General features: G+C 64.5%; 16 protein-coding genes and 1 pseudogene. 10 read left to right on the plus strand and 7 right to left on the minus strand.

The window, feature by feature from the left end; translation table 11 throughout:
- Window positions 1-7: 7 nt before the first annotated feature.
- The 3 genes from C7449_RS12210 to C7449_RS12220 all read left to right on the plus strand — a co-directional run bounded on the left by C7449_RS12210 (window position 8) and on the right by C7449_RS12220 (window position 1,602).
- Complete coding sequence (locus tag C7449_RS12210; protein WP_108003055.1) at window positions 8-919, plus strand: DMT family transporter; 912 nt, start codon at window positions 8-10, stop codon at window positions 917-919.
- A 72-nt stretch (window positions 920-991) separates the two neighbouring features.
- Window positions 992-1,213, plus strand: a complete 222-nt coding sequence (locus C7449_RS12215; protein ID WP_108003056.1) for an AbrB/MazE/SpoVT family DNA-binding domain-containing protein — start codon at window positions 992-994, stop codon at window positions 1,211-1,213.
- On the plus strand, window positions 1,210-1,602 hold the full coding sequence (locus tag C7449_RS12220; RefSeq protein WP_108003057.1) for a type II toxin-antitoxin system death-on-curing family toxin: 393 nt from the start codon (window positions 1,210-1,212) through the stop codon (window positions 1,600-1,602). Before C7449_RS12215 ends, C7449_RS12220 begins: the two co-directional genes overlap by 4 nt.
- A gap of 9 nt (window positions 1,603-1,611) precedes the next feature.
- Here C7449_RS12220 and parC read toward each other — a convergent pair whose 3' ends face one another.
- Window positions 1,612-3,888: a DNA topoisomerase IV subunit A gene (gene parC / locus C7449_RS12225; RefSeq protein ID WP_108003058.1), complete on the minus strand. Its 2,277-nt coding sequence runs from the start codon at window positions 3,886-3,888 to the stop codon at window positions 1,612-1,614.
- 202 nt (window positions 3,889-4,090) lie between these two features.
- On the opposite strand from parC, the gene C7449_RS12230 reads away from it, so the two are divergent.
- Complete coding sequence (locus tag C7449_RS12230) at window positions 4,091-5,281, plus strand: YdgA family protein (RefSeq protein WP_108003059.1); 1,191 nt, start codon at window positions 4,091-4,093, stop codon at window positions 5,279-5,281.
- Window positions 5,282-5,373: 92 nt separating this feature from the next.
- Here the strand turns inward: C7449_RS12230 and C7449_RS12235 are convergent.
- The 3 genes and pseudogenes from C7449_RS12235 to aspS all read right to left on the minus strand — a co-directional run bounded on the left by C7449_RS12235 (window position 5,374) and on the right by aspS (window position 9,873).
- A pseudogene (locus tag C7449_RS12235) lies at window positions 5,374-7,523 on the minus strand (methyl-accepting chemotaxis protein).
- Between the two features lie 161 nt (window positions 7,524-7,684).
- On the minus strand, window positions 7,685-7,972 hold the full coding sequence (locus C7449_RS12240) for a DUF1236 domain-containing protein (RefSeq protein ID WP_108003060.1): 288 nt from the start codon (window positions 7,970-7,972) through the stop codon (window positions 7,685-7,687).
- Window positions 7,973-8,082: 110 nt separating this feature from the next.
- On the minus strand, window positions 8,083-9,873 hold the full coding sequence (aspS, locus tag C7449_RS12245) for an aspartate--tRNA ligase (protein ID WP_108003061.1): 1,791 nt from the start codon (window positions 9,871-9,873) through the stop codon (window positions 8,083-8,085).
- Window positions 9,874-10,604: 731 nt separating this feature from the next.
- Between aspS and C7449_RS12250 the strand changes: the two genes are divergently transcribed.
- The 6 genes from C7449_RS12250 to C7449_RS12275 all read left to right on the plus strand — a co-directional run bounded on the left by C7449_RS12250 (window position 10,605) and on the right by C7449_RS12275 (window position 16,761).
- On the plus strand, window positions 10,605-11,945 hold the full coding sequence (locus C7449_RS12250) for a PQQ-dependent sugar dehydrogenase (RefSeq protein ID WP_108003062.1): 1,341 nt from the start codon (window positions 10,605-10,607) through the stop codon (window positions 11,943-11,945).
- 266 nt (window positions 11,946-12,211) lie between these two features.
- Entirely contained in the window at window positions 12,212-13,006 is a 795-nt protein-coding gene (locus C7449_RS12255) for a DUF1194 domain-containing protein (RefSeq protein ID WP_108003218.1), read from the plus strand.
- Window positions 13,007-13,298: 292 nt separating this feature from the next.
- Window positions 13,299-14,537, plus strand: coding sequence for an MFS transporter (locus tag C7449_RS12260; protein ID WP_108003063.1), 1,239 nt, complete (start codon window positions 13,299-13,301; stop codon window positions 14,535-14,537).
- A 157-nt stretch (window positions 14,538-14,694) separates the two neighbouring features.
- Window positions 14,695-15,840 carry a ribonuclease D gene (gene rnd / locus C7449_RS12265; RefSeq protein ID WP_108003219.1) on the plus strand — a complete coding sequence of 382 codons (1,146 nt, stop codon included), beginning with the start codon at window positions 14,695-14,697 and terminating at the stop codon, window positions 15,838-15,840.
- Window positions 15,841-16,083: 243 nt separating this feature from the next.
- Window positions 16,084-16,329, plus strand: a complete 246-nt coding sequence (locus C7449_RS12270) for a DUF982 domain-containing protein (RefSeq protein ID WP_108003064.1) — start codon at window positions 16,084-16,086, stop codon at window positions 16,327-16,329.
- 165 nt (window positions 16,330-16,494) lie between these two features.
- Window positions 16,495-16,761, plus strand: a complete 267-nt coding sequence (locus C7449_RS12275; protein WP_108003065.1) for a DUF2277 domain-containing protein — start codon at window positions 16,495-16,497, stop codon at window positions 16,759-16,761.
- 342 nt (window positions 16,762-17,103) lie between these two features.
- Here C7449_RS12275 and C7449_RS12280 read toward each other — a convergent pair whose 3' ends face one another.
- The 3 genes from C7449_RS12280 to C7449_RS12295 form a co-directional block, all read right to left on the minus strand.
- Window positions 17,104-17,994 carry an aldo/keto reductase gene (locus C7449_RS12280; protein ID WP_108003066.1) on the minus strand — a complete coding sequence of 297 codons (891 nt, stop codon included), beginning with the start codon at window positions 17,992-17,994 and terminating at the stop codon, window positions 17,104-17,106.
- Between the two features lie 300 nt (window positions 17,995-18,294).
- A complete protein-coding gene (locus C7449_RS12290; RefSeq protein WP_108003068.1) occupies window positions 18,295-18,882 on the minus strand; it encodes a hypothetical protein in 588 nt (195 codons plus the stop codon).
- Between the two features lie 12 nt (window positions 18,883-18,894).
- Window positions 18,895-20,070 carry a zinc-dependent alcohol dehydrogenase gene (locus C7449_RS12295; protein ID WP_108003069.1) on the minus strand — a complete coding sequence of 392 codons (1,176 nt, stop codon included), beginning with the start codon at window positions 20,068-20,070 and terminating at the stop codon, window positions 18,895-18,897.
- Window positions 20,071-20,265 lie beyond the last annotated feature (195 nt).

Consider the following 20,265-nt stretch of genomic DNA (forward strand, 5'->3'; position numbering starts at 1 on the left):
TTTTCGCGTGTCACCAACCCAAGACCCCGCCCTGCATCGCAGGGGCCTGCTCATCACCGCGATCGGCGGCCTGGCCCTCTCCTTCGACATCCCGCTGATCCGGTCCTCGCAGGGCGACGTCTGGTCGGTTCTCGCCGTGCGCAGCCTGTCGACATTCTTGATCGCGATCGCGGCCTGGTCGGTCGTCCGCTTCCTGCTGAAGCGGCGGATGGCGCTGATCCCGGGGCGGGCGGGGATCGTGGCCGGCGCCTTCTACGGCATCAACTCGCTGACCTTCATGCTGTCGGTGTTCAACACCACGACTGCCAACGTGGTCTTCATCCTCGCCTTCACCCCGATGTTCGCCGCCCTGCTCTCCTGGATCTTCCTCGGCGAGCGTCCCTCCAGGGCCACGCTGCTGACCATGGCGGCGATGGTGGCCGGCGTGGCACTGATCGTCCACGACGGGCTCGAGAGCGGCAATATCTTCGGCGACGCCATGGCCGCCTGCTCGGCCTGCCTGCTGGCCTCGGCCATCACCATCAGCCGCAAGAGCGGCGCGAACATGGGCTTCGTGCCGCTGGTGACGGCAATCATTCCCGGCGTCGCAGCTCTGTTCATGCTGCCGGACGGCGTGCTGCAGATCGAACGGCCGGCCTTCATCCTCTTCGACGGGCTGGTTCTGGCGCCGCTCGCCTTCTGGTGCCTTGCGACCGGGCCCCGCTTCCTCTCCGCGCCCGAAGTCGGCATGTTCTACCTGCTGGAAACGGTGCTGGCGCCGGTCTGGGTCTGGCTGATCTTTGCCGAACGGCCGTCGGACCAGACCCTCGTCGGCGGATCGATCCTGATCGCCGCCCTGCTCGCCCACTCGCTCTGGCAGATGCGCAGCAAGGCGAGAGCGGCCCTGCTCAAAGGAGCGGCCGCAGAAGCGGCCGGATAGCCGCAAGCGACCGCGTTGCGACCGGGCCGCACCTTATGTTATAACTCCGTTACAACATAAGGAATTCGCGTCATGTACGTCACCATCCGCAAGATCGGCAACTCCGAAGGCGTCATCATTCCCAAGGAAGTCCTCGATCGACTCGGACTAAAGACCGGCGACCAGTTGGACCTTAATGAAGGCAACGGCCAAATCCAGCTGATACCGCAGAATGCAGATCTGGCGGAGCAGCTTAAGGCAGCGCGCCTCGGCATGGAGAAATATAGGGTAGCCTTGCGGGAACTCGCAAAGTGAGCTCGATGAAATGGCTTACGCGCGAAGCCGTGGAAATCATGCACCATGAACAATTGCTGGAGCATGGCGGTCTACCAGGGCTCAAGGACGAGAATGCGCTAGAAGCTGCTCTTGCTCGGCCCCACCACAAGGCGGCCTACGGAGAAGAGGATGTCTTCTTGCTGGCGGCGGCTTATTTGTATGGCATCGTCCGCAACCATCCGTTCTCAGATGGAAACAAGCGCACGGGATTTCTGGCGGCGTTCTCTTTTCTAATTCTGAACGGTTTCCTGATCAAAGCAGATCAAGCGCAAGTCATCGAATTCGTCCTCGGCGTCGCAGCCGGCGAAATCGACGAGGACGGCGCGACGCGCTTCCTGCGCGACTTCACCGTCCCCTACCCGGGCTGAAAGAACCCCTCACCCGCTGAACTTGCCGCTCCGCGGAAAGCCCTTCGGCACGGTTCGGCCCGCGCTGGCGCGGTCGCCCATCCATTCGGCAAGTTCATCCTTGCTGCGCACGAAGTTGCGCCCGGCGCTATCGTCCCATGAAAGGCCGTCCGCCATCGCAAAGCAACGCACGTCCGAAACGCCGCCGTCCTTGTAGCGCTGCAGCCGTACGCCCTTGCCGCGCGACATTTCCGGCAATTGGACCAGCGGGAAGATCAGCATCTTGCGATTCTCGCCCACGACGGCGACGTGGTCGCCGCGCACCGGCACCACCAGCTTCGCCTCGTCCGGCATCGCCACGTTCATCACCTGCTTGCCCTTGCGGGTGTTGGCGACCATGTCGGTTTCCGTCACCACGAAGCCGTTTCCGGCCTGCGAAGCGATGACGACCTTGCCGGCCGGATCGTGGACGAAGGCCGTCAGCACGTCCTGGTCGTTCTCCATGTCGACCATGATGCGCAAGGGCTCGCCGTGGCCGCGCCCGCCGGGCAGCTTGTCGGCGCCGAGCGTATAGGCCTTGCCGCCGGTCGTGACGACAAGGAGCTTGTCAGTCGTCTGCGCCGGGAGCGCCACCTTGAGCGCATCGCCTTCCTTGAACTGCAGGCCGGAAGTGTCGGCGATATGTCCCTTGAGCGCACGGATCCAGCCCTTCTCCGAGATGACGACCGTCACCGGCTCCTTCTCGATCATCGCCTGCTGGATCGCCTCGACGTCAGTCTGGGGCGCGTCGGCGAACTGGGTCCGGCGCCGGCCAATCTCGGTTGCCTTGGCGAACTTCTTCTTCACCTCGCCGATCTGCCACGCGACGGTCTGCCACTGCTTCGGCTCCGAGCCGAGCAGCGACTCGATCTCCGCCTTTTCTTTCGTCAGCGCGTCGAACTCGGTGCGGATCTCGAATTCCTCGAGCTTGCGCAGCGAGCGCAGGCGCATGTTGAGGATCGACTCGGCCTGCAGGTCCGTCAGCGAGAAACGGTCCATCAGCGCCTGCTTCGGCTCGTCCTCCTCGCGGATGATGCGGATCACCTCGTCGATGTTCAGGTAGGCGACGAGATAGCCGCCAAGGATTTCCAGCCGCCGCTCGATTGCCGCAAGGCGGTGGCGGGAACGGCGCAGCAGCACCTCGCGGCGATGCGCCAGCCATTCCGTCAGCACCTCGTTCAACGCCATGACGCGCGGCACGCGCCCCATCGACAGCACGTTCATGTTCAGCGGAATGCGGCTTTCGAGCTCCGACAGGCGGAACAGCGATTCCATCAGGATCGTCGGATCGACGCTGCGGTTCTTCGGCACCAGCACGATGCGGACGTCCTCGGCCGATTCGTCGCGCACGTCCTCCAGCAGCGGCAGCTTCCGCGCCAGCAGCAGTTCGGCGATCTTCTCGATCAAACGCGATTTCTGCACCTGGTAGGGGATTTCGGTGACGACGATCTGGTAGCCGCCGCGGCCGAGGTCCTCGGTCTGCCATTTCGCCCGCACGCGGAAGCCGCCGCGCCCGGTGCGATAGGACTCCAGCATGCTTTCGCGGCTCTCCACCACGATGCCGCCGGTCGGCAGGTCGGGCCCCTCGATCCCGCCCTTCTGCGGGTTCGCCGGGTCGAACATCAGATCTTCGACCGTCGCGTCCGGGTGCTTGATCAGGTGGAGGGCGGCGTCGCACAGTTCGTGCACGTTGTGCGGGGGAATGGACGTCGCCATGCCGACCGCGATCCCCGATGCGCCGTTGGCGAGCAGGTTCGGGAACGAGCCCGGCAGCACCACCGGCTCCTCGTCCTCCTCGTTGTAGGTCAGGCGGAAATCGACCGCGTCCTCGTCTATGCCCTCGAGGATGAGGGTGGCGACGTCGGTCATCCGCGCTTCTGTGTAGCGCATTGCTGCGGCGTTATCGCCGTCGATGTTGCCGAAGTTGCCCTGCCCGTCCACCAGCGGATAGCGGATCGCGAAGTCCTGCGATAGGCGCACCAGCGCGTCGTAGATCGAGGCGTCGCCGTGGGGGTGGAATTTACCCATCACGTCGCCGACGATGCGGGCGCACTTCTTGTAGGCCTGGCCGGGGTCGAGCCGCAGCACGCGCATCGCATGCACGATGCGGCGGTGCACCGGCTTCAGCCCGTCGCGCACGTCCGGCAGAGCCCTGTGCATGATCGTCGACAGCGCATAGGCGAGGTAGCGTTCTTCCAGCGCCGCCTTGAGGTCAACCGGCTGGATGTGGTCGTCGCCGCCGTTCGGCGGCAAAATCTCTTTTCCCATGGGGCTTGACTACCTAAACTGCCGATTCGCGGCAAGGAATCCGGACCATTGCGTTGTGGATAGCAGCTATGCCAGACACGCGCACTTTCGTAATTTTGCGGCTGCGTCACCAGCGGAACATACGCTTAACACAGCGAGAATATAGTCTGCGCCCGACACGTCTAACTGCGGAACTCGTCGCACTTCCAGAAAGAGGGATAACATGCTCCATAAACGCACCATCCGGACGATGCTGGCCGGGATCGCCATGGCCACGCTTGCGGGCCCGGCCTTCGCCCTCGACGGCACCGACCTCGTCAACAAGCTGAACGCGGCAAGCGGTACGAGCGGCTGGACCATCTCCTACGGCAGCATCGCAACCGATGGCAATACCGTCGTCCTCGCGGGCACGCAGGTAAAGCCGGTCGGCGGCGAGGCTGCAGCTGAGGTGGGTGACGTTCGCCTCGAAGGCGTGGAAGAGGACGGCAGCGGTGGCTACAGGGTCGAAACCGTCCGCTTTCCCGATTTCAACAAGACCGACGACGGCGTGACCGTGACGGCCACCGGGCTGCAGATCGAGGGCCTCGCCATTCCTGCGAAGGTGGAATCCGGCACGCTCGATTCCATGCTCATGTACGACAAGGCCGTTTCGGGGCCGTTGACCGTCACCAGAAAAGGCACGGAAGTCTTCTCCATGTCCGGCATGCAAGCCGGCGTAGAACGCATGGCTGACGGGGCCGGTGTTACCTATGACGCCACCTTCTCCGACATCAAGGCTAACCTGACCCAGGTCGAGGACCCGAAGGCGCGCGAGACGATCGAGAAGCTCGGCCTGCAGACGCTCGCCGGCGAGATGACCATGAAGGGCAGTTGGGCGCTCGACACCGGCAGGCTTTCGCTCGACGAGTACGCGCTCGACTTCGCCGACGTCGGTCGCCTCGGCCTCTCCCTCGCCATCTCCGGCTATACGCTGGATTTCATCAATGCACTGCGCCAGGCCGCAGAGGCCAGCCAGGCCAATCCGAACAAGGATGAGGCCAATGCGGCACTCGGCATGTCGATGATGGGGCTGATGCAGCAACTCACCTTCGACCGGGCCGCCATCAGCTTCGCCGACGCCTCGCTGACCAGGAAGGTGCTGGATGTGGTCGGCGCCGAGCAGGGAGTTTCCGGCGAGCAGATGGCGCAGTCACTGAAGGCTCTGGTGCCGATCATGATTGCCCAGTTGAAGATGCCTGAGCTGCAGAACCAGATCTCCAAAGCCGTCAACACCTATCTCGACGATCCGAAGAACCTCACGATCAGCGCCGAGCCGAAAGAACCGGTTCCCTTCCCGATGATCATGGGCGCCGCCATGGGCGCGCCGAACACGATCCCGGAGGTGCTGGGCGTCAAGGTCACGGCCAACGAATAGTCCTCCGACTTGAGCATCACAAAGGGCCCGGCAACAATGCCGGGCCTTTTTCGTTCAAGCACCATCGTCGAGAGCAGTCTCCCCGACACCTGTCACCGAAGGCCGCCTGCGACGGCGAGGCTGGACAAACCTGCGGCGGGATCCTCGGTCTCGGGAGCATCGGACGCGATCGGGACGTGGGCGGGCAGTCTGAACTGCGCGAGGAGACCGCGAAGCCTTGCGGCCTGTGCGGCAAGCAAGGAACTCGCGGCGGTGTTCTCCTGGACCATCGCGGCATTCTGCTGCGTATCCTGATCCATCTGGTTGACGGCCGCATTCACCGCCGAGATCCCGAGCGACTGCTCCCGCGCCGCAGCGGCGATCGATTCCATCAGCCTGTGGATCGTCTTCACCTCCTGGCCGATTGCCTCCAGCGCGCTGCCGGTGCTGCGGACGATCCCGACACCTTCTTCGACTTCCACGGTGGATGACCGAACCAGCTCCTTGATTTCCTTCGCCGCAACGGCAGAGCGTTGCGCGAGCTCGCGGACCTCCTGTGCAACGACGGCGAAGCCGCGGCCGGCCTCACGGCCCGCGCGGCCTCGACGCCGGCGTTGAGCGCCAGCAGGTTCGTCTGGAAGGCGATGTCGTCGATGACCCCGATGACGGTCGAGATGCGCCGCGACGACTGTTCGATGCGCTCCATCGCGCCGATCGTGCCCCCGACAAGTTCGGCGGTCCGGTTGGCATTGGCGTTGGCGCGGGCTGCAACGTCGCGCGCTTCCTGCGCCCGCCCGGCCGCGTTCGTCACGTTGGCGGTGATCTCGTCGAGGGCGGCGGCGGTTTCCTCCAGCGAGGCCGCCTGCCGCTCGGTCCGCGCCGAAAGCGTGTCGGCGCTGGCGCTGATTTCGCGGCTGCCGCCGTCGATCGTTCGACTGACGGTGGCGATCTCCAGAAGGGCAGCTCCGAGCTGGAGCAACGCCTGGTTCAGGTCGGTCCGCAATCCCTCGAATTCTGGCGAGAACGGCTCGCTGAGCTGGAAATCGAGCTCACCACCGGCAAGGCCGCGCAGCCCCGTGGCCAGGCCGTGGGTCGCCTGCATCAGCCGTTCATGGGCATCGGCCTCAGCCGCCGCCTGGATTGCGGCGCGTTCGGCCTCCGCCCTGCGCCGCTCGGCCTCCGCCTGCTCCTCCAGCCGCCGGTTGGCGATCGCCCCCTGACGGAACACTTCGAGTGCTGCGGCCATGGCGCCAATCTCGTCGCGGCGGTCGAGCCCCGGCACGGCAATCTCCGTCCGGCCGCCGGCCAAAGTCCGCATTGCCGTCGTGATCGATCCGATCGGCCGTACGATCGAGCGGCCGACGAGCCAGACGCCGAGCAGCAGAACGACGACGCAGAGCGCGGCCAGGCCCGCCACAACCCTGACGGTGTCACGGGCCGAAATCTCGTTCGCGGTCACGTGCTGCGAACGTTCGCGGGTAAAAAATTCAGACGCCCGGTCCTTCGCCGGCTCGATCCCGGCATAGGCGGCGGCAACCGCCTCACGTGCGGCGGCCTCCCGCAGGCTGGTCTCCGCATAGAGCCGGAAGCCGTTGCGGTAGACGTCGAATGCCTCCATCACCCGCTGGCGCTGCGCACCGGGGCGGTATAGCTGCCGTACAAGGCGGCCGAAGGTCTCCGCCTCCTGTGCATGGCTGTCGATGTATTTCGGATCACGGCGCAGAATGAAATCCTTTTCGTGCCGCCGCAGCATCAGCATGCTGGCCACGACAGCCGCATCATCGACGCCCTGCAACTGCTCCTCGATGCTGTGGACGGCCGAGCGCATCGCTCCTTCCAGCCCCTGCGTCTCGTCCAGTCCCAGTTCTTCGTTGACCTTGACGAGTTCGGCAAATGCATCGCGGTAAGCCGCGAAACGCGCGCCAACCTCGTTGAGCTCCGCCGCCAGATCCGCGCCGGCATCCGCCGTCAGCCGCTCGAGACGCGACAGCGCCGCCGCGGCGTTCGCCTCGAAGGCAGACTGGGCCGACGGATCGCGTCCGAGCAGGAAATCCTTCTCGGTGAGGCGGGCGGTGACGAAGTCCGCCGCCAGGCCACGAAACTCGGCCTCGCGGGCAGCGAGCCGGTAGCCGATCTCGCGGTTGCCGGCCTCGACGTGCCGCTGCGCGAGAAGAATGCCGGCAATGAGCGTTATGCCGATCACGGCGAGAACGCCCAGCAACGATACGCGGTGGACGATATTCAGGGTTGGCGGAAAAGACATGCAAAAAGCCCCGGACTCCAATGGGCCGGGACTTAGCGGCGAGGCATTAAAAGAAGCTCAAGCCCGCATGAAGGTTTCATGAAATCCGAGGCGAACCAAAATCGATTGCGATGATCGGGATCGGGGGAAGGACGAAGCCCGGCTTACGCCGGGCCGTTCTTTTATTCGAGCACCTGGATCACAGTGCGGGTCTGCGGATTGACGATCACTCGCCGGTCGTTGACGACCACGTAGGCATAATCGCCATGGCCCTGGACGGTGTGGAGTTCTACGGTGTCGGGGATCGGTTCGCCGACGATCACGTCGCCCTCGTAGACGACGGACGGCGCCTGTTGTTCCAGCACATAGGTGCGGACCTCGCCGGGAACGACGACGGTGGTGCTCTGGGCGTATGCCGACGCCGACAGGCTGAGGGTCCCGACGGTCAATGCGATGAAAAGATTCCGCATGTTCGATCTCCTTGTTTCACCGGCGTAGAACGGCCGGGCAAGGAAACGGTTCCGACATGCGCCGCAGCGGACCCGCCCCGGACATCGGAGCGGGTCCGCTGCAAGGCTTGTCAGTCCTTCTTCGCCGTAGGCACGACGCGCAGCGCCAGCTCGCGCAGTTGCGCCGGCGTCGCCGGGCTCGGGGCGCCCATCAGCAGGTCCTGCGCCTGCTGGTTCATCGGGAACAGCGAGATCTCGCGCAGGTTCTTGGCGCCGACGAGCAGCATGACGACGCGGTCGATGCCGGCGGCCATGCCGCCATGCGGGGGCGCGCCGTACTGGAAGGCGCGGTAGAGGCCGCCGAAGCGCTCCTCGACGTCGGCCTGGCTCAGGCCCACCTTTTCGAAGGCCTTGACCATGAGTTCCGGCGACTGGTTACGGATCGAGCCCGAGGCGATCTCGAAGCCGTTGCAGACCATGTCGTACTGGTAGGCCTTGATCGTCAGCGGATCCTGCTTTTCCAGCGCCTCAAGGCCGCCCTGCGGCATGGAGAACGGGTTGTGGGCGAAGTCGACCCGCTTCTCGTCCTCGTTCCACTCGTAGAACGGGAAGTCGACGATCCAGCAGAGCTCGAAGCGGTCGCGGTCGACGAGGTTCAGCTCCTCGCCGGCCTTGGTGCGGGCCTCGCCGGCAAACTTGTAGAACTTGGCCGGGTCGCCGGCGACGAAGAAGCAGGCGTCGCCGTCATCGAGACCGAGCTGCGTGCGGATCGCGTCGGTGCGCTCCTCGCCGATGTTCTTGGCGAGCGGGCCGGCGCCCTCGAGCTTGTCGCCCTCCTTGCGCCAGAAGATGTAGCCGAGGCCGGGCTGGCCCGTCGACTGCGCCCAGGCGTTCATGCGGTCGCAGAAGGCGCGGCTGCCGCCGGTCCTGGCCGGGATCGCCCAGACCTCGACCTTCGGGTTCGAGGCGATCATGTTGGCGAACACCTTGAAGCCGGATCCGCGGAAGTGGTCGGTGACGGCCTGCATCTCGATCGGGTTGCGCAGGTCCGGCTTGTCGGTGCCGTAGGTGCGGATCGCATCGTCATAGGCGATGCGGCGGAACTTCTGGGTGACCGGCTTGCCGTCGGCGAATTCCTCGAAGATGCCGCGGATGACCGGCTCCATCGTGTTCCAGACGTCTTCCTGCTCGACGAAGCTCATTTCGAGGTCGAGCTGGTAGAACTCGCCCGGCAGGCGGTCGGCGCGCGGGTCCTCGTCGCGGAAGCAGGGGGCGATCTGGAAGTAGCGGTCGAAGCCGGCGACCATCAGGAGCTGCTTGTACTGCTGCGGAGCCTGCGGCAGCGCATAGAACATGCCCTCGTGGATGCGGCTCGGCACGAGGAAGTCGCGGGCGCCCTCGGGCGAGGACGCCGTCAGGATCGGCGTCGAGTACTCGGTGAAACCGATATTGTTCATCTCGCGGCGCATGGCGGCGATGATCCGGGTGCGCTTGACGATGTTCTTGTGCAGCGTCTCGCGGCGCAGGTCGAGGAAGCGGTACTTCAGGCGCACGTCTTCCGGATAGTCCGGCTCGCCGAACACCGGCAGCGGCAGTTCCTTGGCCGCCGACAGCACCTCGATCTCGTGGGCGTAAAGCTCGATCTCGCCGGTCGCCATGTGCTTGTTGACCGTGTCCTCGGTACGCGCCTTGACCAAGCCGTCGATGCGGATCACCCACTCGCCGCGGACGGCTTCGGCCGTCTTGAAGGCCGGGCTGTCCGGATCGGCGACGACCTGGGTGATTCCATAGTGGTCGCGCAGGTCGATGAAGAGCACGCCGCCGTGGTCGCGGACGCGGTGGACCCAGCCGGAAAGGCGGACGGTCTGGCCGACGTCGGACTTGCGGAGGGCGGCGCAGGTATGGCTGCGATAACGGTGCATTGTTCTATCCTGGAATGCTCTTGAAGGTCGGCTCCGGCGAAGGGGACCACGCTTCTGGAAAATCGGGCGGACAAGCGCATGACCGGCCCGATTTGTCAAGGCTTGGACCGGCGGCAGGAGCCGGACCGCAGCCGCGCAGGAACGATCACGCGACGCAAAATACGCCCGTGCCGTGCGGCATCGCAATCCGGACGGGGCGCTGAAAGCTGCCTCATCGGATTATTTTTGCGTGGCACCTCTCAGCGCCCCGTTCGACGGTTTTTGCCCGCAAACTTGGTCCTCTGCCACACCCGCCGGTCAAGGCGGGGCGATGTGTGCCACCCCATGGGCACGTCCGGTGCGCAACTCGGGACTTCTCCCGCCGTCACCAGAGGGGACCTGTCTCGCGGACCCCATGTGCGAAGGCATGCGTCGTTCCTTCGCGCAAGGCGCCGGTCCCGCCTCGCCGCGACGCCTCGCGGTGTATCCGTGACGGAACGACAGAGAGTATCGCACGGCAGCCCGGCGCGTGTATGATTTGAGCCCGGCAGCGTTGTTTTGGTTGGGCAATGGCGAGCGGTCGTCCCCAAGAGCTGCGGCTGTCCGGCGCGCGCCCTGGCGCCACGATCGGGATTGCGCCCGTCCCGTCCTGCAGGGAACAGGACGCGAATGCTTCTGTTTGACTCAACGAAAAGGATCAAAGCCAAGGCTCGAAGCCCAATTTCAGAGCCGCCCCCCTCGGAGGAGTTCGGATGAGCACAGGCACCTTGCGTCACTCAGTTGCGATTGCCGTGACCGCAGCGCTTCTTGCAAGCTGCGCCGGTGCGGCGGCGCAGAATTCGTCCACGGACCAGAACATCATCGGCTATGGCCCGAATCCGACCTTGCCGAAGCCAAGAACCGGGCTGGTCCCCACGGTCAACATCGCCAATGCCAAGGGATGGCCGAAAGGCAGGCAGCCGCAGCCGGCAAAGGGATTGAGGGTGAACGCCTTTGCAAGGAACCTCGACCATCCTCGCTGGATTCACGTGCTGCCGAACGGCGACGTACTGGTTGCGGAGACCAATGCGCCCGCCAAGCATGACGCAGGCTTCAGCCTCAAGAAGGTCTTCGAGGGCCAGGCGATGAGGCAGGCGGGCGCCGCCACCGCAAGCGCCAATCGCATTACCCTGCTCCGCGACACGAACGGCGACGGCGTGGCCGACGTGCGAAAGGTCTTTGCCGAGGGCCTGAACTCTCCTTTCGGAATGACGCTGTCGGAGGGCAAGCTCTACGTCGCCGATACCGACGCCCTCCTGGCCTTCCCCTATTCCGACGGGCAGATGCGCGCGAACGGGCCTCCGCAAAAGATCGTCGACCTTCCGGCCGGCAGCATCAATCATCACTGGACCAAGGACGTGATCGCAAGCCCCGACGGGCGCAAGCTCTATGTGACGGTCGGGTCCAACAGCAATGTCGGGGAAAACGGGATCGCAGCTGAACAGAACCGCGCCGCAGTTTTGGAGGTGGACAAGGCGAGCGGCCGCGCCCGGCTGTTCGCCACAGGCCTTCGCAATCCCAACGGGCTTTCCTGGAACCCCGAGAGCGGCAAGCTGTGGGTCTCGGTCAACGAGCGCGACGAGCTCGGCGACGACCTCGTGCCGGATTACATGACCTCGCTTCGCGACGGCGGTTTCTATGGCTGGCCCTACAGCTACTTCGGCCAGCACGTCGACCCGCGCGTCAAGCCACAGCGGCTCGACCTTGTGGCGAAGGCGATCAAGCCTGACTATGCGCTCGGCTCGCACACCGCCTCACTGGGAATGACGTTTTTAAAGGGCGCGTCGCTCGGACCCGCATATGCCAACGGGGCTTTCGTCGGCCAGCATGGCTCCTGGAACAGAAGCGTCCACAGCGGCTACAAGGTGATCTTCGTTCCGTTCCGCAACGGAGAGCCGGACGGACTGCCGAAAGATGTGCTCACCGGCTTCCTCGACCGTGACGGCAAGGCCATGGGGCGGCCCGTCGGCGTTGCCATCGACAAGACCGGGGCGTTGCTGGTCGCCGACGACGTCGGCAATGCCATCTGGCGCGTGAGCCGCGGCGGCAGGTAGCGTGGCGAAAACCGCCTCGGCCGAGGGCGGACACGACCCCGCTTGAAATAGCGCATTCGGCCAGCTGAACTTGACGCGCCGGCCGAGTATCGGGGTCCCGCATTGCCTTACAGCCAGCCCCGGCCGCACGAGGCGATGCGCGAACATCCGCAACGGCTTCGGGTCGGCGTATCGGACCGTGACTGGGATGGCGGGCTTCCCGCCAGTCATTGCGGAGTGGCGCGGAACGGACGTAGTATGATCGCAATCAGAGCTTGTCCGTCGCGATGAAACGGCTTTGTGCTCTTGCTGTCTGTTGCAGTCTCGTCGGAGGGGGCGCCCCCGCCGAGCTTCGGCCGCTCGACGTCGACCTTGAACTCGTGCTCGCCGTCGACATCTCCTACTCGATGGAGATCGACGAGCAGCAGGTTCAGCGCCGCGGCTACGTGAACGCCTTTCTCCAGCCCGCGCTCGTGAACGCCATACAGGGTGGGTCGTTGGGCCGGATCGCGGTGACCTATGTCGAGTGGGGCGGTTCGGCGGCGCAGGTCGTTCCCTGGACGCTGATCGATGGTCCCGACAGCGCGGCCCGATTTGCCGAAGAACTGCGCCTGCGGCCGCTGCGACGACTGCCCTTCACCTCGATCTCGAACACGCTGGCTTTCTCGCGGAAGCTGTTTCAGGCCAGCCGTTTTGCGGGAGTGCGGCGGGTCATCGACATATCGGGCGATGGCACGAACAACGCCGGCGTTCCCGCCCCCGTCGCCCGGAACTCGACGGTCGCCCAAGGCATCGTCATCGACGGGCTGCCGATCATGATCCGCCCGGGCTCCGCATCGATCCCCGACCTCGACGCCTATTATGCCGAATGCGTCATCGGCGGTCCCGGCGCCTTTTTGCTGACGGTCAAGGAGCTCGGCGATTTTGCCGGAGCGATCCTCAAGAAGCTTGTCATCGAGATCGTCGGGCCGGAGGTCAGCGGCCTGGAGCGCGGCGCGCTGCCGCTGGAACGGGTCGCCGACCGCGGAGACTACAATTGCTTCGTGGGGGAAGAGATGCAGGAGCGGCGGACAGTACAGTAGCCTGCGGACCGTCGTCTCACCGAACCAGCAGCCGCATCGCCAAGCATTTTCCTGGACGCCCGTGCGACCGCAACTTGGCGCTGCCGGGTGCGCCGCATGTCGGCGCCGCCAATCGACCGAGATTTCCGGAAGGATCCGCGCCGCCGATGCCGGGGCCGCGTCCGCCACGTCAGCCTGCCGCAACCGCCCGCAAAAATCCCCGTATGTGTCGTTTCTGGCCCTGTCGCCGGCCGCTTGCCGTCTATAGCCTTCACATACCTGTGATTACCGATTCCCTTCTTGCGGCGGCAGCATGAGTCACATCCGTCTCCTCGTCCCCCTTCTCATCACCGCCGGCATCCTGATCGGCGGCAACGGCCTGCAGGGGACCTTCATCTCGCTGCGCGCCTCGCAGGAAGGGTTCTCGACCTCGCTGATCGGCCTGGTCGGCGCCGGCTACAATGTCGGCTTTGCGATCGGTTGCATCTATGTCTCGCGCATGCTGCGGGCGATCGGCCACATCCGCACCTTTTCGGCGATGGCGGCGATCGCCGCGGCCTCGTCGCTGGCGATGCTGCTGGTCATCGAGCCGACCTTCTGGTTCTTCATGCGGCTGCTCGCCGGGCTCTGTTTCGCCTGCCTGTTCGCCACCGTCGAAAGCTGGCTGAACGCCAGCGTCACCAACGCCAACCGGGCGCGCACGCTCTCGCTCTACCGCCTCGTCGACCTCGGCTCGGTGACGGCGGCGCAGTACCTGATCCCCGGCGTCGGCATCGGCGGCTTCCAACTGTTCGCCATCATCTCGATGGCGCTGACGCTGTCGCTGGTGCCGATCTCGCTGGCCGACCGCTCCAGCCCGGCCGCCCCCGAGGCGATCCGCTTCAATGTCAGGAAGCTCTGGAACATCTCGCCGCTTGCCACCGTCGGCTGCATCGTCGTCGGCCTGACCAATGCCTCCTTCCGCTCGCTCGGGCCGATCTACGGCCAGGAGATCGGCCTGTCGGTGACGGAGATCGCCAGCTTCATGAGCGCCGGCATCATCGGCGGCGTCGTGCTGCAGTATCCGCTCGGGCTCTATTCCGACAAGCTCGACCGCCGCGTCATCATCCTGGTGGCGACCCTGGGGGCGACGCTGGCGGCGCTGTACCTGGCGATCTTCGCCGGCGGCGACGAGTGGCGGAACCTGGCCGGCATCTTCGTCTTCGGCGCCTTCGCCATGCCGCTCTATTCTCTCTGCTCGGCCCACGCCAACGACCATGCCGGCGACGGCGAGCATGCGCTGGTCTCGGCCGGCATGCTGTTCTTCTGGTCGATCGGGGCGATCATCGGCCCGCTCTTCGCCTCGGTGATGCTCGACCTGTTCGGGCCCGGGGCGCTGTTTACCTATACCGCGGTCGTCATGGTCGCCTTCATGGGCTACACCGGCCTGCGCATGAGCGCCCGGCCGGGCGTGCCCACCGCGGCGCGGCACGGCCGGTTCCGCAGCCTGCTGCGCACCTCCGCCTTCTTCAACAAGCTCGCCGGCGACGGCAAGAACGGCGACCAGCGCTGAGCCAAGCCGCCCCGGGCCAAGCCCGGCCCCCGGGGCCCTGCCCGGACGGCGGCGAGCGCGCAAGTTGAACGGCGGGCGCAGTTTTCGATTGTGGCGGAATGGTGGAGCGGGTAAACCATCCGCTCAAACGAAGCCTCCACCCGAGCGAATTATGCAGATCATCGAAACCACCGCCGCGCTAGCCGAAGCCTGCGCGCTGCTTGCCAAGTCGGACTACCTGACGATCGACACGGAATTCCTGCGCGAGACCACCTTCTGGCCGGAACTGTGCCTGATCCAGATGGCCGGCCCGGAGACCGCTGTGATCGTCGATCCGATGGCCGAGGGCATCGACCTGGCGCCGTTCTTCGCGCTGATGGCCGACAGCGGCGTCGTCAAGGTGTTCCATGCCGCCCGCCAGGACCTCGAGATCATCTACCATCTCGGCCAGCTGATCCCGCATCCGATCTTCGATACCCAGGTCGCCGCGATGGTCTGCGGCTTCGGCGACAGCGTCTCCTACGACCAGCTCGTGCAGAAGACCAAGGGCGTGCAGATCGACAAGACGTCGCGGTTCACCGACTGGAGCCGGCGGCCGCTGACCGACAAGCAGCTCGAATACGCGCTCGCCGACGTCACCCACCTGCGCGACGTCTACCAGTTCCTCAAGGGCGAGCTGGAGCGGGAAGGCCGCACGCTCTGGGTGACCGAGGAAATGGCGGTGCTGGAAGCGCCCGGCACCTACGACATCCATCCGGACGACGCCTGGAAGCGGCTCAAGCTGCGGGTGAAGAAACCTCTGGAACTGGCTGTGCTGCAAAAGGTTGCCGCCTGGCGCGAGCGCGAGGCGCGAAACCGCAACGTGCCGCGCTCGCGCATCCTCAAGGACGACACGATCTATGAGATCGCCCAGCAGCAGCCGGCCGACGCCGAGGCGCTGGGGCGCCTGAGAACGATCCCGAAGGGCTGGGAGCGCTCGCAGACGGGCGCGCAGCTGGTCGCCGTGATCCAGGAGGCGCTGACGATCCCGAAGGCCGACCTCCCCCGCCTGCCGCGCCAGAGCCAAGTGCCGGAAGGCGTGGCCGCGGCCAGCGAGATGCTGAAGGTGCTCCTGAAGCTCGTTGCAGAAAAGCAGGGCGTGGCCGCCAAGATTATCGCCAACAGCGACGACCTGGAACGGATCGCCGCGGAGGGCGAAACCGCCGACGTGGCGGCCATGCACGGCTGGCGCCGCGAGCTGTTCGGCAACGTCGCCCTGGACCTGATCGCCGGAAAGGTGGCCCTGCGCTTCGTCAACAAGCGGATCGAGGCCGTGTCGCTCTGACGGCGGCGCGGCGCCCTCGCGGCGGGCTACGGCGCTGAAATCCGCGCCATGCGGCGCAGTGTGCTGAACAAGGCTCCTCCCGATCCGGCGTAGGTGCGCCTCCTTATCCGGACCTTGGGGCCACCTTCTCCCCGTGCCGTCGGCGCGGAAAGAAACAATGCGGCGCGTTGGCCGCTTTGCGCCCAGTGCAGGCGTTTTCACCGATGCCAAAAAAATTCCAAATCGCATCCTGGAGACCGATCCGTGAGCAATAACTGGAACAAAGGTGTGACCCTGGCGCTGGAAGCACCGGGCAAATTCACGACCATAAGCAACCTTCAACAGGCCTCATGGGCTCTCATTGAAGATTGGCCGATTGACGATGGCGAAGCGCTGAACCGGGCCCTGCTTGTCATCGAGGCGGCGATGAAGGGCAAGAAGACGCCCGAACAGGCAAGATTTGCATTCATTGCCGCGGCCCATGAGGCCCAGATTGAAATCAAGGACTAACGCCATGCAGTTGTCGATCGCGCTCAAGTTCGACATGCGGCACCTTCGGGGTCAATTTCGGACGTTCGCTTAGCTTTCCTTGCGGTGCGCGGGGCTATCGGCAGCAGTGAGCGCATCGTAAGATCGCTGTCGACGTTTTGGCGCAGGTTCAAGCGGGAGCGTGTCATGTGCAGAAACATAAGAACGCTGTTCAATTTCGATCCTCCGGCAACGGACGAGGAAATCCACGATGCGGCATTGCAATTCGTGCGAAAACTGAGCGGAACGACCAGACCATCGAAGCGGAATGAAGCGGCATTCGATCGCGCGGTGCGCTCAATCGCGGAGTGCGCCCGCGAACTGCTCGATTCGATGGAGACATCGCAACGGCCACGCAACCGTGAGGAAGAAGCCGAAAAGGCGCGCGCGAGAAGCGCAGTTCGTTTCGCTTGATCTGCTTGCGGTCGGCCACGGAGAGGGCCAGGCCCAAGGCAAGCAAAACGCTGTGGCGCAGTTGTGCCAGCACACTCTTTCGTTGGTGGCATTTGCCCAATCTGGGTCTCTATCCATAATCCGGCCCGTTGCGGTGGGCCGGCTGCCCGGCCGGGCTACCGGGTCTGCGATCCATCTGGCGTTGTGCACGCAACGGCGGCCTCTCGGCGGTCGCGCCCCGACCCTTGGCCGCGCCGTTACGCAATTCCGTGCTTCATGAACACCGACGCGCCGTGTGATCGGCATCGGCCCTGGGGGCACCTGGATGCCGGCGTTATCGAAGGCCATGTCGGGTTCGCGGGTTCAGCCCTCCCCACTTTCGCCGGCGACCTGCCGCTTCTTGCCGAATACCGGAAACGCAATGGCCTCGCCGTAATCGATATTGCCGTCGGCTCGCTTGAGCGTCTGCATGTCCTGTTCGGAAATCACGAAATCGACCGCAGCATTGTCGCGCATGTGTGCAGCAGTGACCGTCTTCGGGAGGGGCAGCAGGTCAAGCTGGAGACAGTAGCGGATGCAAAGCTGCGCGATGCTAACGCCATATTTTTCGGCCATCGTGCCCAGGTCGGCATTATCGAGCACCGCGCCGTGAGCCACTGGCGAGTAGGCTTCGACCAGCATGCCCTTTGACCGAGAATAGTCGATCAGATCGAACGGCGTGTTGCCGACATGGGCCAGCACCTGGTTGACCATCGGTGCGACGGCACCGTTATCGAGCAGGTTGTCCAGATCCACCCGCTCGAAGTTGGAGACTCCAATGGCGCGGAGCTTGCCCTCACGATAAGCCTCTTCGAGCGCACGCCACGCTTCGAGATTGCCTTCGAAGAAGTGCTCTCCCTCCCGGAACTTTGCCCAGGGCTGGGGGCTATGGATCAGCATCAGGTCGACATGATCGAGACCGAGCGTCTGCAGCGAGCCGTCGACGCGCTTTTTGGCCTCCGCATAGCTCTTGCATTCGGCCGCGAGCTTGGTGGTCACGAAAACCTGCTGACGGGAAAGGCCGCCGGCGCGCAGGCCTTCACCAAGGCCGTGCTCGTTTCCATAGGCTTGAGCGGTATCGAAGTGGCGATAGCCGATCTCGACCGCGTCGCGAATGACGCGTGCCGTCTCGGCATCGGGGATCCGCCACGTGCCAAGCCCGAGCTTGGGGATCTCGATGCCGTTTGCGAGTGTGAACGTCTCTTCCAGTACCATGATTGATCACCTTTCAATCTTTGGATTTCAGCCCGGCTCTGTGCGTCCCCTCAAATCCAGTCCTCGGTACGGCACCGGGCTGGCGGACGACAGGACTAGGCGGCGTGGGTGCCTAGGCCGCTGCCCCGGGGTGGGCTTGGATGATGTTAGCCGTGCCGCGACCGCGGCGATAGCTGTCGAAATGGCCGAGCGCGGCAGCCAGCGCCGGCCACCAGCAAAGCCGTAAGAAAACCGGCCGTGTGCCGCCGCTGCTCAGTCGGATCGCCTGCCGAGTTCGGGGCTCATAAGCAGAGAGCTTTCTCATCCATCGCCGGCGCTGGTCGGGTTTTTGGCCGTGCGTCCTGCACTGCCCGACGGCGGCCGGAAATGCTCGAGCTGTTTGCGGGCGGTACCGCGCGATGCCTCCACGCCCTTCGGAAAACCACTGCGGTCACCGTAGTTACGTCGCTGACCTCTGTAGCTCGTATGGCGCGCCGCGCTCGCCCCCATCGCGATAATGTCGAGAAACGCGATGCCGGCGACCATGGCCAATGCCAGGGCCGCATTCTCTCGCTTGTGGTTGTCGGATCGCATGACCGTGGCCAAGGTGGCAATATCAAGTGCGTCACCGGCTACCCGGCTGGCAAGCCCCGCTTGTTTGTCGACCGACAGCGTCATGACCCCGGATGCGATCTCACGCACCCCGAAAACGCGAACAAGAACTTCGTTGCCGCGCACGCCGAACGCACCTGTGATCTTCTCGGCGGCAAGTATCTCGAATAGCCCGAGCCCGATGCTGAACCACCCGAGATTGTGCGCCAGCCGATCGGAGGAACCGAGCGAGCTCGGCCCCGACCTGAGGACTTTCGGGTCGCCTTCCGAACGGCTCATGTTGGTGAAAAACGCCATTTCGGAACCTCCTTATGGTTTCAGGACAACCTTGATGCAGCTGTCCTGCTTGTCGCGGAACACCTTGTACATCTCAGGCCCCTCTTCGAGGCCGACGGTGTGGGTGATCACGAATGACGGGTCGATCTGGCCTTCCTCGATGCGGCGCAACAGATCGTCGGTCCAGCGCCTGACGTGAGTCTGCCCCATGCGGAAGCTCAGCCCCTTGTTCATTGCCATGCCCATCGGAATCTTGTCGACGAGGCCGCTGTAGACGCCAGGGACGGAGATGATGCCGGCCGGGCGGCAGACATAGATCATTTCGCGCAGGACATGGGGACGGTCGCTCTCCAGCATCACCACCTGCTTGGCACGGTCCAACAGCGTGTCAGGCTGGCCCATCGAAACATGGCTTTCCATGCCGACGGCATCGATACATTTTTCCGGTCCCTTGCCATTGGTCAGTTCGTTCAGCCGTTCGACAACGCTCTCCTCATCGAAGTTGATGGTGATCGCCCCACCGGCTTCCGCCATGGAAAGGCGCTCAGGGATGCAGTCGATCGCGACTACCTGCCTGGCGCCGAGAAGCACAGCACTGCGGATCGTCATCTGGCCCACGGGACCGCAGCCCCACACGACGACCGTGTCGGTCGGCTCGATGTCGCACTGGGCAGCGGCCTGCCAGCCGGTCGGGAAAATGTCGCCGAGAAAGAGAACCTGCTCATCCGTCAGGCTGTCAGGAACCTTGATATGGGTCTTGTCCGCGAACGGGACCCTGAGATACTCGGCCTGACCGCCCGGATAGCCGCCGGTGAGGTGGGTGTAGCCGAAAAGTCCGGCCGTGGCATGGCCGAACACCTTGTCGGCCATTTCCTTGTTCCGGTTTGTTCTCTCGCAGACGGAGAAGTTTCCGCGCCTGCACTGCTCGCATTGGCCGCAGTTGATTGTGAAGGGGACGACAATGCGGTCGCCTTTCTTCAGCGCTCCGCTCGCTTCGGACCCGACTTCCAGCACTTCGCCCATCATTTCATGTCCCATAATGTCGCCCGGCTCCATGGCGGGGATGAAGTTATGGAACAGATGAAGGTCGGAGCCGCAGATTGCGCAGCTCGTCACCCTGATGATCGCGTCGCGCGGATGTTCGATTTCTGGGTCCGATACGTCGTCACATCGGATGTCCTCTTTACCATGCCATACCAGCGCTTTCATGACTCGCTCCTTGTTCAAACCGGCCGAACAGATAGAGGAGTCGAAGGTTCCGATGCCGCGCGCGCGGAACGGATTATAACTGATGCAGCGTCGAGCCTCATTGAGGCTCGCACGTCGCCGAACAGCCGTAGGCCACCTTGGGCCAGAGGCGGTCGCTGGTGGCATTCGCTCCATCCGGCGCTGTGCGCCCCCTCT

The organism is Mycoplana dimorpha, assembly GCF_003046475.1.
Classification (GTDB): domain Bacteria; phylum Pseudomonadota; class Alphaproteobacteria; order Rhizobiales; family Rhizobiaceae; genus Mycoplana; species Mycoplana dimorpha.

Excerpts from the sequence above, each read along its gene's own strand:
- C7449_RS12215 (WP_108003056.1), top strand. The coding sequence starts at position 992 with ATGTACGTCACCATCCGCAAGATCGGCAACTCCGAAGGCGTCATCATT.
- parC (WP_108003058.1), bottom strand. The coding sequence starts at position 3,888 with ATGGGAAAAGAGATTTTGCCGCCGAACGGCGGCGACGACCACATCCAG.
- C7449_RS12230 (WP_108003059.1), top strand. The coding sequence starts at position 4,091 with ATGCTCCATAAACGCACCATCCGGACGATGCTGGCCGGGATCGCCATG.
- C7449_RS12240 (WP_108003060.1), bottom strand. The coding sequence starts at position 7,972 with ATGCGGAATCTTTTCATCGCATTGACCGTCGGGACCCTCAGCCTGTCG.
- aspS (WP_108003061.1), bottom strand. The coding sequence starts at position 9,873 with ATGCACCGTTATCGCAGCCATACCTGCGCCGCCCTCCGCAAGTCCGAC.
- C7449_RS12250 (WP_108003062.1), top strand. The coding sequence starts at position 10,605 with ATGAGCACAGGCACCTTGCGTCACTCAGTTGCGATTGCCGTGACCGCA.
- C7449_RS12255 (WP_108003218.1), top strand. The coding sequence starts at position 12,212 with ATGAAACGGCTTTGTGCTCTTGCTGTCTGTTGCAGTCTCGTCGGAGGG.
- C7449_RS12260 (WP_108003063.1), top strand. The coding sequence starts at position 13,299 with ATGAGTCACATCCGTCTCCTCGTCCCCCTTCTCATCACCGCCGGCATC.
- C7449_RS12275 (WP_108003065.1), top strand. The coding sequence starts at position 16,495 with ATGTGCAGAAACATAAGAACGCTGTTCAATTTCGATCCTCCGGCAACG.
- C7449_RS12280 (WP_108003066.1), bottom strand. The coding sequence starts at position 17,994 with ATGGTACTGGAAGAGACGTTCACACTCGCAAACGGCATCGAGATCCCC.
- C7449_RS12290 (WP_108003068.1), bottom strand. The coding sequence starts at position 18,882 with ATGGCGTTTTTCACCAACATGAGCCGTTCGGAAGGCGACCCGAAAGTC.
- C7449_RS12295 (WP_108003069.1), bottom strand. The coding sequence starts at position 20,070 with ATGAAAGCGCTGGTATGGCATGGTAAAGAGGACATCCGATGTGACGAC.